This is a genomic window from Acinetobacter sp. yr461 (assembly GCF_900110445.1).
GTDB classification, from domain to species: Bacteria; Pseudomonadota; Gammaproteobacteria; order Pseudomonadales; family Moraxellaceae; genus Acinetobacter; species Acinetobacter calcoaceticus.
Window position 1 is genome coordinate 816,538 of sequence record NZ_FODU01000001.1, and the last position, 14,539, is coordinate 831,076.

11 protein-coding genes are annotated in these 14,539 nt (G+C 38.5%); 5 read left to right on the plus strand and 6 right to left on the minus strand.

Annotation, left to right across the window (positions count from 1 at the left end; genetic code table 11):
- Positions 1-89: 89 nt before the first annotated feature.
- The gene (locus BMW38_RS03970) at positions 90-1,124 is read right to left on the minus strand and encodes an AraC family transcriptional regulator (RefSeq protein ID WP_092705911.1); all 1,035 of its coding nucleotides are present in this window, start codon (positions 1,122-1,124) and stop codon (positions 90-92) included.
- Between the two features lie 683 nt (positions 1,125-1,807).
- Between BMW38_RS03970 and BMW38_RS03975 the strand changes: the two genes are divergently transcribed.
- From BMW38_RS03975 to BMW38_RS03985, 3 genes are all read left to right on the plus strand, one after another.
- Entirely contained in the window at positions 1,808-3,430 is a 1,623-nt protein-coding gene (locus BMW38_RS03975; protein ID WP_092705912.1) for an arylsulfatase, read from the plus strand.
- Positions 3,431-3,472: 42 nt separating this feature from the next.
- On the plus strand, positions 3,473-4,396 hold the full coding sequence (locus tag BMW38_RS03980; protein ID WP_244524334.1) for a formylglycine-generating enzyme family protein: 924 nt from the start codon (positions 3,473-3,475) through the stop codon (positions 4,394-4,396).
- 183 nt (positions 4,397-4,579) lie between these two features.
- Entirely contained in the window at positions 4,580-5,779 is a 1,200-nt protein-coding gene (locus BMW38_RS03985) for an OmpP1/FadL family transporter (RefSeq protein ID WP_092705916.1), read from the plus strand.
- 54 nt (positions 5,780-5,833) lie between these two features.
- On the opposite strand, the gene BMW38_RS03990 is transcribed toward BMW38_RS03985, so the two are convergent.
- The 3 genes from BMW38_RS03990 to BMW38_RS04000 form a co-directional block, all read right to left on the minus strand.
- Entirely contained in the window at positions 5,834-7,225 is a 1,392-nt protein-coding gene (locus BMW38_RS03990; RefSeq protein ID WP_092705918.1) for an amino acid permease, read from the minus strand.
- 109 nt (positions 7,226-7,334) lie between these two features.
- Positions 7,335-8,900 (minus strand): CoA-acylating methylmalonate-semialdehyde dehydrogenase, encoded by a 1,566-nt coding sequence (locus BMW38_RS03995; protein WP_092705920.1) that lies wholly within the window; start codon positions 8,898-8,900, stop codon positions 7,335-7,337.
- Between the two features lie 54 nt (positions 8,901-8,954).
- Complete coding sequence (locus BMW38_RS04000; RefSeq protein ID WP_092705922.1) at positions 8,955-10,337, minus strand: aspartate aminotransferase family protein; 1,383 nt, start codon at positions 10,335-10,337, stop codon at positions 8,955-8,957.
- A gap of 96 nt (positions 10,338-10,433) precedes the next feature.
- Here BMW38_RS04000 and BMW38_RS04005 point away from each other — a divergent pair, with 96 nt between their 5' ends.
- Positions 10,434-11,351: a LysR family transcriptional regulator gene (locus BMW38_RS04005; protein WP_092705924.1), complete on the plus strand. Its 918-nt coding sequence runs from the start codon at positions 10,434-10,436 to the stop codon at positions 11,349-11,351.
- Positions 11,352-11,569: 218 nt separating this feature from the next.
- Here BMW38_RS04005 and BMW38_RS04010 read toward each other — a convergent pair whose 3' ends face one another.
- Positions 11,570-11,950 carry a winged helix-turn-helix transcriptional regulator gene (locus BMW38_RS04010; protein ID WP_092705926.1) on the minus strand — a complete coding sequence of 127 codons (381 nt, stop codon included), beginning with the start codon at positions 11,948-11,950 and terminating at the stop codon, positions 11,570-11,572.
- Positions 11,951-12,210: 260 nt separating this feature from the next.
- On the opposite strand from BMW38_RS04010, the gene BMW38_RS04015 reads away from it, so the two are divergent.
- Positions 12,211-13,335, plus strand: a complete 1,125-nt coding sequence (locus tag BMW38_RS04015) for an NADH-dependent flavin oxidoreductase (RefSeq protein ID WP_092705928.1) — start codon at positions 12,211-12,213, stop codon at positions 13,333-13,335.
- Positions 13,336-13,597: 262 nt separating this feature from the next.
- On the opposite strand, the gene BMW38_RS04020 is transcribed toward BMW38_RS04015, so the two are convergent.
- Complete coding sequence (locus BMW38_RS04020) at positions 13,598-14,482, minus strand: bile acid:sodium symporter family protein (protein WP_092705930.1); 885 nt, start codon at positions 14,480-14,482, stop codon at positions 13,598-13,600.
- Positions 14,483-14,539: the final 57 nt, after the last annotated feature.

A 14,539-nucleotide genomic window follows, 5' to 3' on the forward strand; every position in this document is an offset into this window, starting at 1 on the left:
GGTCTCTTATCCTCCAAGCAATCAATGGTTAAGAAGAGTATGTTTTGAGCTTTTTTCAGAATGAGAATTTTAAAAAAAGAAAATTGTGATCAAATAAAATCATCCCGATATTTCTTTGGTGATTTACCAGTCCTAGATTTAAACCAAGTAATAAAAGCATTACTGGTATAAAAACCCAAAGATTTCGAAATTAGAGATATTTTAAAATTATTATTTTCCAAATAACTTTTTGCGAGATCAAATCTAACTTCATCTAAAATTTCACTATATTTACTATTCTCTTCAAGTAATTTTCTACTTAATGTACGTACACTTATTCCTAATTTCTCTGCGATATATTCACGTGAAAAATTTCCACTTATATGTAACTGCTCATATAGAATAGAACGCACACCGTTAGTAAACTCACTACTACCTACCGATTCTTTAATAATTAATTTCGCATAATTTTCAACATTTTCATACAACCTACGGTTTGCTGTTTTTAAGGGTAGTTTTAATGCATTCTTTGATAAAATAATTGCTGATTCAGGTTGGTTAAAATACACAGGACATTTGAAAAAATTTCTATAGAATATAATATCTTCAGCTTTTAAAATATCATGTTTAAAATGTATTGACTGTAAAACATTTTGTTCATTACTTTTTACGAGTTGAACAATACTAGCCCACCAAGCAATTTTATATTCTGTTGCATATTGTATAAATTTAGGACTGCCTAATAGGCATACCCATTCTAAGAAAATATAATTATCTTTTTCAATCAAAAAAACCTTACCAATTCTACCATTTAGCTCCCAATACTTTTCAAAGGTTTCTATGGCTTCTTCTAAGGATGAGCTAATTTCAATTAAATAACCTAATACCCCATTTGCTACAGAGTTATTTTTTTCAATAAATTTTAATATACTTAATGGATCATCTGAATTAGAAAATAAAAAAAGTATTATTTTTTCTAAATATTCAAATAAAACAAAAGAATTGGGATCTATCAATAGATTTTCATTTAAATTAATTTTATCTATTAACTCTTCACGGGTAATGTTAAAAAAATCACAATTATCTAGTATATGATTAATTAACCCAACTCGAACTTTCCCATTTGTATTAAATTTTTCCTTCACTTTTACACCAATAAAACCTATTAATATAAATAAATTTTAGTAAGAAACTTTGAGAAATATTTTGAAAGTCTTAATCACAAACTATCTCAGTAAAATATAAATTACTACTCTTCTAATCCTAAATTTATCATACACTAAACAATAACTTACATACAGAGTTAGCTTTTTCCATTTATTTTTTCAACGCTATTACAACAATTCTCGATAGCCTTCTCTTGGAATAGTATCTCCTTAATAAACATCTATTTCTAATTTATGCCATTTCATTTCTGCTTTAGGTCTATTTTTAAAAAATAACATTTAATATCAAATAGATATATATTTTTTATAAATTTCCATCAATTGAAAGTTACTTATAAAAAATATAGTTTACGTTAAAGATTTTCCAAATCCGGCTTAAGTTTTTACGTTTGGGGAATTCCGAATAGATTAATTAAAGGAATAAATTATGTTCAATTTTGGATTGCCATCTATTTTTTTTAAAGTTATTTACTTCTTAAAAAATCATTTGAAGAAGAAAAATTATCAGTCAGGGCTTTCTGTTCTCTAAGAGATTGATTTGTAAATTAATTTAGGTCACCTATTTTAATGAAACTCTCTTCTGTTACTAATTTTCTAATGATTAAGCTCAACACTACAGGAGCTAAAAGTTAGAGATATCATCTAATTATCAGGAACATATCATGCCCTTGACTACAAAATTACGCATGAGTACAGCTCTAATTTCCGCATTCGCCCTATCGGCATTGGCACAAAATATTAATGCTCAAACTACAGCGATGACGGATGATACATTTTTAGCTCAAACTAAAACCGAACACCCAAATCAAGAACCATCCATTACTCGCGCTAAACAAGAGTCATCCGCCCAACAACGATTAAATGTACTTAAACAACGTTTTGGCCACTCTCCTAATATTATCGTTATTTTATTAGATGACGTTGGTTGGGGCGATCTTGGAGTATACGGTGGAGGGGTTTCTACCGGTGCTGCTACACCAAACATGGATCGTATGGCTAAAGATGGTCTACAGTTAATGAATGCCTATTCACAACCATCCTGTACACCAACTAGAGCTTCAATTTTAACCGGACAATTACCCATCAGAACAGGACTATTACGTCCTATGCTACCTGGCGAAGGTGCTCATGAAAGAGGTATTAACCCCAACACGACCCTTCCCCAAAAACTCAAAGATGCTGGTTATGTAACGCAAGCAATAGGTAAATGGCATCTAGGCTCTACCAAAGAAGCTCAACCTCAAAATGTGGGCTTCGATCATTATTATGGAATTCTGACCTCATCTGACGATTATACGGCGTGGCGAGAACCTTGGCGTAATCCAGAGTTAATGCTGGATCCTGCTCGAAAAAAATGGGCTGCCGAAGGTGAAATAATGGCCATTGTTGAAGCGTCTAAAGGACAAGAAGCTAAAGCTGTTTTTCCTATCGATAATGATTCAATCCGTCTCGTGGATGAAAAACTAACAGATAAAGCAATTAGCTTTATTAATGATTCAAAAAATAGTAATAAGCCATTTTTTCTCTATATGGGCGCACGTTGCTGTCACAATGATAATTATCCCCATCCTGATTTTGTAGGCAAATCACTTGCTAAATATCCATATAAAGATGCCTTAGTGGAAATTGACTATCGAATAGGACAGATTCGAAAAGCATTAGAAAAGTCAGGACAATCAGAGAATACGCTGATTATTTTAGCGAGTGATAATGGCCCATTTACAGAAGCTTTCCCAGATACAGGGGTCACCCCATTTCGTGGAGCAAAAGCGACTAGTTTTGAAGGAGGCGTCCGCGTTCCCGGTATTGCCTTCTGGCCTGGAGTAATAAAACCTGGACGTATATCAGAAGGGTTATTTGATCTGACAGATATTTATGCGACTGCCTTAGGCTTAGCTGGTGCAACGAATAGTATGCCAAGCGATCGCTATATGGATACTATCGATCAGTCATCATTCCTCGTTGCTGACGATGGAAAATCACGCCGTCGAGTCCAATATTATTGGGCAAATGATAATTTCATGGGTGTTCGCATTGCCGAATATAAATTATTAGTTAAAGAACAAAGCTTTAATATCCCCGATACATGGCCACAAGCAAGTCCTTTTCAAGGTACGGCTCAACCGTTGCTATACGGCGGTAAGATTTTCAACTTACTTATTGATCCGAAGGAAGAGCACGCAATGGCTCCTCTAAAGCAACCTCAAATTCCGGTTTTAAAAGAAGCTGTAATGAGGCACTTAGAAACCATGAAAAGATATAAGACTCCTGTGCCATTTAGATAATGAGTATGACAGACCAACAACGAGCTATTAATAGATATTGATATGAATATGAATGATATGGTTTACCTCAATGGTGGTACTTTTCTAATGGGTTCAAACACCCATTACCCTGAAGAAGCCCCAGCACATCAGGTTAGTGTTTCTCCTTTTTGGATTGATAAAACACCTGTTACAAACCTGCAATTTAAACAGTTTGTTGAAGCAACGGGTTATATCACTTTTGCCGAACTCCCTCCTAATCCAAACGATTATCCGGGAGCTCCAGCTCACATGTTACAACCGGGTTCCTTACTATTTGTTCCCCCTTTAAAGCCCACTGATTTAACAGATTGGTCTTGGTGGAAATTTGAATTTGGAACGACATGGCGTAATCCACAAGGCCCTGGATCAACTATTCGTGGTTTAGATGATCATCCTGTTGTTCATATTGCTTATTGTGATGCTTTGGCTTATGCCTCATGGCGTGGAAAATCTCTACCCTCTGAAGCGGAATGGGAATATGCAGCTAGAGGAACTCTTGAAGGTTGTGAATTCGCTTGGGGTGATGAACTCACGCCTCTTGGCAAGCATATGGCCAATACATGGCAAGGAGATTTTCCCTATGAAAATACAATGGAAGATGGTTATTCACGAACGTCTCCTGTAAAAACATTTCCCCCAAATGATTATGGGCTATATGACATGATTGGAAATGTATGGGAGTGGACAGCAGATTTTTGGTCGCCAACCCATCAATTTAAATCGGTTTCACCTTGCTGTATACGACACAATCCACGCGGCGGTGCGAAAAATCAAAGTTATGACCCAGCAATGCCTGAGATCTCTATCCCTCGGCAAGTACTTAAAGGAGGTTCTCACCTCTGCGCCCCTAATTATTGTCGACGATACAGACCAGCCGCCAGACATCCTGAAGCTGTTGACACTTCTAGTAGCCATATAGGTTTCCGATGTGTCATCCGTGCATAACTGAAATATAAAAGTAAAAAAATGAATAACTCACTAGGAGAAGATTAAAGGAAAGAATTCATAAACACTAAATCAAGCATAAGTACTTAGCTTGAAATCACTATATTGATGATATTCATACAGCGTTCTAATAAAAAAAATTAATTAGAATGTTGTATGCCCCAAAAGGAATTTGAGGCTCTCATGTATTCACGCATTACTCGTTACTCGTTACTTATTTTAGCAACATCACCATTTATGAATACAGCATCTGCTGCTGCTTTGGATAGATCTGGACAGCCAGTGACTGATTTTTTTCAAGATGGTACCTATGCTTCCGTTTCTTATAACTATGTTATTCCCCAAATAAGTGGGCAAGATACTGGTCTAAGTTCTCATGGAAATCCACAACATATTCCGAATATTACCAACAACTACTCATCCCTCAGAGGAGGATTAAAAACTGATTTAAATGAAAATATTAGTGTTGGCCTTCTTTATGACCAACCCTTTAGTATAGATCTTCAACATCATGGCCAAAATGATTTTGTCTCTCAGCCTGTAAATCACCTTGTACAAGGAACTAATGCTACGTTGAGTAGTCATAATTTGACTGGTTTAGTTGGCCTGAATATTAATGAATATTTAGGTATTTATGCAGGGCCTGCGATTGAAGAGATACAAGGTAAAGTACAATTACGTGGGCACATTTATAAAGGTATGGCAAATTACAATGCTGACCTAGACTCAGATTATGCTACTGGTTGGGTCATAGGATTAAATATTAAAAAGCCTGAATTAGGGTTAAAAGCAGCCCTGACCTATCGTTCAGAAATCAGACATAAAACCGAAGGCACAGAACAATTTAGCGCATTAAGTAATGATATTTACATTTCACCTGTAATATTTACCTCTCCAGAATCGATTAATTTTGATTTTCAAACAGGTTTGAATAAAACAACATTATTAACTGCAAATGTCCGCTGGGTACCATGGAAAGATTTCGAGTTAAAGCCTGCCAAATTAGCAGAGCGAACTGCACCAGCGAGTCCCGACCATACTGGGTTTCCATTAATTAGTTATGAGAAGGATCAATGGTCTGCACAAATTGGATTGGCTCGAAAAATGACTGAAAAGTTTGTCCTATCCACATCAATTAATTGGGACTCAGGCCTTGGAGACCCTGCAAATGCATTAGGTCCAATTAATGGTTATTGGGGAGTCGGACTTGGATTCCAATATCATTTTTTACCCGAATGGGCTATCTCATTTGGCGGCAAATATTTATGGCTCGGAGATGCTGAAGCTAAACGCCAAAATGGTGATATTGTTGGAAGATTTACAAATAACGACAGTATTGTTTTTGGATTAAAACTGTCTTATCAAAATAAATCTAATCATTAGAAATTTTAGAAAGGACGGTATTTTCCCGTCCTTTCATATGTAAAAACTTTTTAATTAATCTAAATTCATGGCAACCGCTCTGGTTGCTTTACGCTTTCGCGTGACGAACAACCCGCAAACAACCACAAGCAAAGTTACGCCCAAAGATAAAGTAGTTTCATAACTATAGGCTGGTGATAAGAACATATAACCTAAAACGGTCATAATGACTAAAATCACAAACCAAGTTAACCATGGGAAAAACCACATTTTAAAAGATACCGCTGTACCCTCTTTTTCCCATTTATGTCTTAAACGCAATTGTGAAAATGCAATCACCAGATACACCAGTAACGCAATTGAGCCAGTTGTTGAGAGCAAGAACCCAAAGACTTGCCCTGGAAACATATAATTGACAGCACAGCAGACCACACCAATCAAAGTAGATAAAAACACAGCCGAAGTCGGTACGCCTGCTCCATTAATTTTTGTCACAACTCTCGGGGCTTCCTGACGTGTACCTAAAGCAAATAGCATTCGAGATGAGGTATAAACTGCGGCATTCATACAGCTTGCAACTGCAATAAAAACGACAGCATCCATAATCAATTTAGTTTCAGGAACATTTAGGCTCATTAACACAAACTGAAAGGTGCCAAATTTTTGTAAGTCTGGCGAACGCCAATCCACCAAAGCAACTGCAAGAAAAATAGAAACAACAAAGAATAAAATAATTCGGTAGAGCACTAAATTGGTCGCACGTTTAATTTTTTCTTCAGGATTTTTAGATTCAGCCGCAGCAATAGAAAGAATTTCGATTCCAAAAAATGAAAATGCTGAGATTAAAATGGCCGATACAACCCCGCCCATGCCGTGTGGCATAAAACCACCATTTGAAAATAGATTGCCGACACCACTCACATTTTTTGCTAAAGGCCAAACTCCAAATACAGCCATTGCCCCGATGATGATAAATACTACAATTGCAACGACTTTAATGAGGGCAAACCAAAACTCAAACTCACCAAAACTTTTGGTACTAAAAAAATTCGCTAGGCTGAGTAAAATAATAAACGCAAGCGCATAAACGGCACTGGAAATTTGTGGGAACCATGCATGTAAAATTTCAGCCCCTGCGATGGCTTCAATTGGAATAACCAGTACCCAAAACCACCAATATAACCATCCGATGGTAAACCCAGCCCAAGGGCCGATTGCTTTACGGGCATATGTAGAAAATGAACCTGTATCTGGTTGTGCTACGGCCATTTCGCCCAGCATGCGCATGACCAGAAAAACTAAAATACTTGTAATTATATAGGCAAGTACGGCGGCTGGGCCTGCTTTTGCAATTGCCGCAGAAGAACCTACAAATAAACCCGCACCAATAACGCCACCAATACTAATCATGGTGATATGTCGGTTAGAAAGTCCTTCACTTAATTTTGTTGTTTTATCATTGTTCATATTCGATTCCTTCAAATTGACAAACTTATTTTAAAACCGTCTTAAAAATGTACTTCTCCAATTTGTACGAAACAAAAAAGGGAAAATCAGAGTTTTCCCTTTTTATTCATCAATTTAATGTAGGCATAGCGAACTGTTTGGATTCACGGACTTGTGTCGAAGGCCAACGTTGGGTAATGGTTTTACGGCGTGTATAAAAACGCACACCATCTGGCCCATACGCATATAAATCACCAAACAATGAACGTTTCCAGCCACCAAAACTGTGGTATGCAACTGGCACAGGTAATGGCACATTGACCCCTACCATTCCAACTTGAATATTGCTGGTAAAATAGCGTGCTGCTTCACCATCACGAGTGTAGATACACGTTCCATTGCCATATTCGTGGTCATTAATCAGTTGCATTGCATCTTGCATGGTTTGGACACGAATGACCTGTAAAACAGGACCAAATATTTCTTGCTGGTAACTTGTCATGTCTGGTGAAACTTGATCAATTAAAGTTGGCCCAACAAAAAAACCTTTCTCATAACCTGCTGGTTTTGCATCACGACCATCCACAACAATTTTAGCACCTTGTTGCTCTGCACTTTGAATAAAAGCTTGTACTTTATCTTTATGTGCTTGCGTAATGAGCGGTCCGAAGTCATTACGCTCATCTGCATAGTGACCAAACTTCAATTGCTTCATTTCTTGTTTTAATTTTTCAATCACAACATCTGCAACTGCATCACCAATTGCAACCGAAACTGAAAGTGCCATGCAGCGCTCTCCAGATGAACCAAATGCAGCACCTAACAAAGAAGTCACCACATTATCAATATCGGCATCTGGCATAATAATCGCGTGATTTTTAGCCCCTCCTAACGCTTGGCAACGCTTACCACTCGCCGTTGCTGTCCGGTAAATGTACTCTGCAATTGGGGTTGATCCGACAAAACTTACCGCTTGAATTTTTGGATGATGCAACAATGCATCAACAGCTTCTTTATCACCATTTACAACATTGAAAACACCATCAGGCAACCCTGCTTGTTTTAATAGCTCCGCTAGAAATAACGCAGCCGACGGCGCTTTTTCTGAAGGTTTTAAAATAAAACAGTTACCGCAAACAATCGCCATTGGGAACATCCACAATGGAACCATTGCTGGAAAGTTAAAAGGTGTAATACCGGCAACCACACCTAGCGGTTGAAATTCGCTCCATGAATCAATATCTGGCCCGACATTTTTTGAATATTCACCTTTTAAAAACTCAGGCGCGCCACATGCATATTCAACATTTTCAATCCCGCGCTGTAATTCACCTTTTGCATCGTGACAAATTTTTCCGTGTTCTTCACCAATCAGCTCGCAAAGCTTGTCAGCATTTTCTTCAAGTAATTGCTTAAATTTAAACATAACACGTGCACGCTTAATTACTGGTGTATCACGCCATGCAGGAAAAGCTTGCTCTGCAATTTGAACCACTTGGTTGACCAGCTCTGCGTCTGCAAGTGCAACATCTTTAGTACTCTCACCAGTCGCAGGATTATAAACAGGTTGTTTCTTGGTGGTTTTAGTGACGAGTCCACCATCAATAAAATGCCCTACCACTTTAACGGATTGCTGAGTTGAATCTGTATCTGTGTTCGTAACTGCATTACTATCAAAATTCTCTAAAGTGTTCATCTTTATTCCTTATATCTATTCATCTTTTCCAATTAAGTTTTAAGTCGATCAATGTTATTTGACTTGATAAATTGCCTCACCGACGGCATTCAGGAGTCTTTGCAATTCTGTTTCTGTGCTATTAAACATCGGGCCAAATTGGAGTGTGTCGCCGCCAAAACGGACATAGAAACCCGCTTTCCAAAGTTGCATGCCAATTTCGAAACCACGAATTGTCGCATCGCCATCACGCGGTGCTAATTGCACAGCACCAATCAGCCCGCAGTTGCGTATATCAAGAATGTTTGGAGCGCCTTTTAATTCATGTAAAAGTTTTTCAAAGCTTGGAGCTAGAGCAGCCGATTGATGGATTAAATTTTTCTTTTCTAAAACGTCGAGTGTTGCTAAAGCAGCCGCACAAGCCACCGGATGCGCCGAATAGGTATAACCATGGGTGAACTCAACCGCATGTTCTGGTAAATCTTGCTGCATAAATGCATCATAAATTTCATGGCTTGCCACCACTCCACCAAGCGGAATAGCGCCGTTGGTAATTTGTTTGGCAAAATTTAAAATATCTGGCGTAACGTCAAAATATTCTGAAGCAGTCCATTTCCCCATTCGTCCAAAACCAGTAATGACTTCATCGAAAATCAGCAAGATATCATGTTGGTCGCAGATTTCTCTTAAGCGTTTTAAATAACCAGTCGGCGGCACAATGCATCCTGCCGAACCAGAAACTGGTTCTACAATGACAGCGGCAATATTCGATGCATCGTGCAGCTCAATTAACTTAAGCATTTCATTGGCAAGTTCTACACCACCTGTTTCAGCACAGCCTTTGGTAAAACTTAAATCGGGCTGCAAGGTGTGCGGTAAGTGGTCTACATCCATGAGCTGACCAAACATTTTACGATTGCCACCAATGCCTCCAAGGCTGGTTCCTGCAACGTTTACCCCATGGTAGCCACGTGCGCGACCAATCAATTTGGTTTTGCTTGGTTTACCTTTAATTCGCCAATATGCTCGCGCCATTTTAATTGCGGTGTCGGCAGACTCTGAACCCGAGTCGGTAAAGAACACATGCTGCAATTTTTCAGGCATATGCTGAATAATTCGTTCAGCCAATTGAAATGACAAAGGATGACCAAACTGAAATGCCGGAGAGTAATCCAACTTTGCCAACTGAGTGCTTACGGCTTGCTGAATTTCTGGAAGCGTATGTCCTGCACCACAAGTCCAAAGGCCCGACAAAGAGTCGTAGACTTCGCGTCCTGCGCTATCAATTAAATAAGATCCTTTAGCACCAACAATCATGCGCGGATCTTTATGGAAATTACGATTTGCAGAAAATGGCATCCAATGCGCTTGATAATTTAAGCTCATCTGAGCATTTGATTGAACGGTTTCTGATGCAGAATCACCATCAGTTAATTTGTCGATATCAAACATAATCACTCTTCTTGTTTTGAGGCTATTTTTTGAGTGTACATAGCGATATAGTTTTGATAAATTCAAATTATCTTGAGTTTAGATTTAAAAAAACAAAACTAAATGAAACCTAAAAAATTAAATCAAGTCACTGATTTTGATATTAAATTGCTTAAAATTTTTAAAACAGTTTGTGACTGTCATAGCTTTACGTCTGCCGAAAGTATTCTTGGTATTAGCCGCTCAGCAATTAGTCTGCATATGAGTGATTTAGAAAATCGTCTGGGCATTCGGCTTTGTCAACGTGGTCGCGCAGGATTTGCACTGACGGATGAAGGACGGGAAATTTTAGAATATATAGAAGTGCTCACCGCCTCTATCGAAGACTTTCGCTCTAAAGTTAATCAGATGCATAACCGTCTAAAGGGCGAATTTAATATAGGCATTATTAATAACCTTGTGACCATGCCAAGTGGCTATATTACCAATACGCTGGCACAACTTGCCGAAGAACATTCTGAAGTGATTATTAACATTAGTATGAGCACACTTTCAGATATTGAGTGCCGTGTGCTAGATAACCGTTTACACGCTGGAGCAATTCCCCTTGTTACCCCTTTATCTGGCCTAGAATATTTTGATTTATATAGTGAAAGTTCATTTTTGTATTGCGGTAAAAACCATCCCTTGTTTGGCAAATGTAGCAACCTCAATTTAGATAAGTTAAAAACCTGGCAAGCGGTACTCCCCAATTACGCCATCACTCCAGAAGCAGCAAAATTGCACCAGCTTTTAGACTGTAAAGCGACAGCAAGTGACCGTGAAGGAATTGCATTTCTGATTTTAACTGGAAAATTTTTAGGTTTTTTACCCGACCACTATGCTAAAAAATGGGTTGAAGATGGCTTTATGCAAGCTGTTTCAAAGGAAAAAATGCATTACAGCACACCGATTTGCTTAATTACCCATAAAGGCAAAAACCACAATATTATTTTAAAAACTTTTATGGATATGCTTGAGAAGCGGATCGTAAATAATTAAAAATCTATCTTTTTTAATTTATTAAGCTCAAACATGGCCTTTTTATATTTAAAATATGCCTTATTTATCTGTTTTAGTTTCTATTGATATTACTAAGAAATAGTTAGTACTTTACAGATGCATTAACAATTCACAACCTAGAGGTAGTTGTAGTTTTACCCTACCTCCTCAGTAAAAATTAGCTTATTTCTTAGGATATGAGCACGGTTAGAAATTATTTATACAGAATTTTGCAGATCGAATGCATTTCGAGCGTGTTCAACCATTGGAAGCTTATCAATTGTCCACGCATGCAGTTGTCGTAAGGGTTGCTGCAAGGTATTGCCCAGAGGCGTGATTTCATATTGAACAGCCAGTGGAGACGAAATCACATGGCGGGAAATAAGTCCATTACGCTCCAAACGGCGCAGACACTGGGTCAGAGCCTTTTGTGTAACACCTTCCAAACGACGCTTAATCGCATTAAAACGATGTGGACCATCCTCTAAAACAGCCAATACCATCATCGACCATTTATCTGCAATTTGATCAAATAAGGCTCTGCTTGGGCAATCTGATGAAAAACACTGCGGTTCAATAACTAACATCGAATGTTCCATGACTCTCCCCGAACAACTACATACCAATGTGGTACTAGGTTTAAATTTTATACCAATCTAAACGCTTGAACAACAAGCTCTCAATCCACTCGCTTAGCCATCTTGATTGAGAGTCACATCATACAGTGTGGCAAGTAATTACTATGAAAATGAAGTTTGAGGTGGTTTACGTGAGTATACCTAGTCTACTTAAAGTACCTAATTGACACTAGGTTTATAATATATACCATTAAGACTTACACCTTTTTAGAGTCTATTTGATGTCTGCACTCAATCATTTCTTCCATCCTCTTAAGCTTGCTTCAGGCATAACTCTTCGCAATCGTATTGTGATGTCGCCAATGACAACTTGGTCAAGCACTGATGATTTTCAAATCTCGGATGAAGAGGAAGCCTATTACCGTCTTCGCGTTAAAGGTGTGGGTTTGGTCATTAGCGGCTGTGCCCAAGTCACCGCGAATGGTATTGGATTCACAAATGAGTTTTCTGCTGCTGACGACAGCTATATTCCAAGTCTTAAGCGGCTTGCTGACGCTGCAAAGAGTGGTGACGCACCAGCCATTCTTCAGCTATTTCATGCAGGCAACAAGGCACTCCCTCATCTCATTCCCGATGCAGATGTTGTGAGCTCGAGCGCGATCTTGACAAAAGCTACTCCTTTCATGGCACCGCTGACACCTCGGGCACTGACAAGCGATGAAATCTTGCAGATGATCAAGGCATTCGGTGAAGCAACAAGACGCGGTATTGAGGCGGGTTTTGACGGAATAGAAGTGCATGGCGCCCATGGTTTTCTTTTGCAAAATTTCCTGTCGCCAGCTACCAATACACGCACCGATGAATGGGGTGGCTCGTTAGAAAATCGCATGAGGCTCCCATTAGCCGTCGTTGCAGAAATCAAGCGCGTCATAGCAAATTATGCTGACCGCCCATTTGCTATCGGTGTCCGCCTTTCACCTGAAGAGACAGTCGATGAAGGTTACCGTATTGATCAAACTCTTAATTTTATTGACCAATTGTTAGACCTCGGGGTCGATTATATTCATGTCTCTTTGGCTAACCTGTTGACTGACTGCCCTATTGACGATCCAACAGGACCATCCATTATCAGCCACATCATTAATCGGGTCGACGACCGTGTGCCTGTTTTGGCCGCTGGTGGCATTCTGACACCAGATCAAGCCAAGCAAGCACTGGATACTGGGCTATCTATGGTTTCGGTTGGACGCGGACTTATCATCAATCCAGGCTGGGTCGATGATCTTAAACAAGAACAGGAAGTGAACTTCGAACTTGATCCAACCAAGATAGATGCTCTCAAGATCCCACAGAAGCTTTGGGCCATCATTCAAGGCATGCCTGGCTGGATTCCTTTGAAGCAATAAGCATCACTTAGACTGTACACCAGCTTAGCTGCCATCAAGCTGGTGGTGAGCGCTCTCATGAAACAAAGACTTATTATTTTTTATATTCTTTGATGTAAGAGACAGTTCAGAGAATAACGGTATTTAGTTAGCCATCAACATATTCGATCTTGAGAATTAAAAAAGGAGGTAGTGGCCTCCTTTTTTAATTCAAACTGTAAAGATTTGCTGATCATGAATATCTTTATTTGATAGATATTACTAAAGATGCTTTGATTTCACTTTAGGTGGTAGTTGATATTTGTGCTATTTCTTTCTTTTCTAGACGATTTAGCAATGTGCCAAAAATTGCTGCAACAATGTACATAAATAATGAATAAACTGCTGCTGGCATAGCGGCCATACTACTTGCCATTACTGTAAACGCAATGGTCATGGCTAAAGTACTGTTATGAATCCCAATTTCAAACGCACAAGCTTTTGCCTGAAAGCTATTTACACCAAATAATCGTGGAACAAAATAGCCCACCATTAAACTACATACGCAGAACAACAAAGTTGCCAATCCAATTTGCCCAATATACGTCATCAGATTTTGGTAATCTCGCGCAATTGCCAATATGATGATGGATACGAGAAAAACGATAGCAAAAATACGTACAGGTTTATTGAGCTTTTCAGCCATATGCGGTGAAAAATGACGGACTAACATCCCAATACACACGGGTACTAAAATAATTAAAAAAACTTGTATGATTTTAGAGAATTGCAAACCAACGTTTTGTCCATTTTCCATAAAGTGTTGTATTGCAAAATTCACAATTAATGGAAGTGTAAAGGCAGCAATCACCGAATTTATAGCCGTTAAAGTAATATTTAAAGCGATATCACCTTTATAGAGATAACTAAATAAATTAGCAGTTGGCCCACCCGGTGATGCAGAAAGTAGCATTAATCCCACAGCGAGTAATGGCGGTAAAGCAAGAACCTTACAAATAATAAAAGCAATACTGACTAAAATAACCAGTTGGCAAAATAATGCGATAAAAACTGCTTTTGGGTGTTGTCGTACACGTTTGAAGTCATTTACGGTCAGCTCTAGACCTAAACCAGCCATAATAATTGCAAGTGCAATTGGTAAAAATACGGTAATTAATCCTGAACCCATAATCTCATTCCTTTTTCCATTTATTTATGGACCTTCTAGTCCAATACACTTATGTTT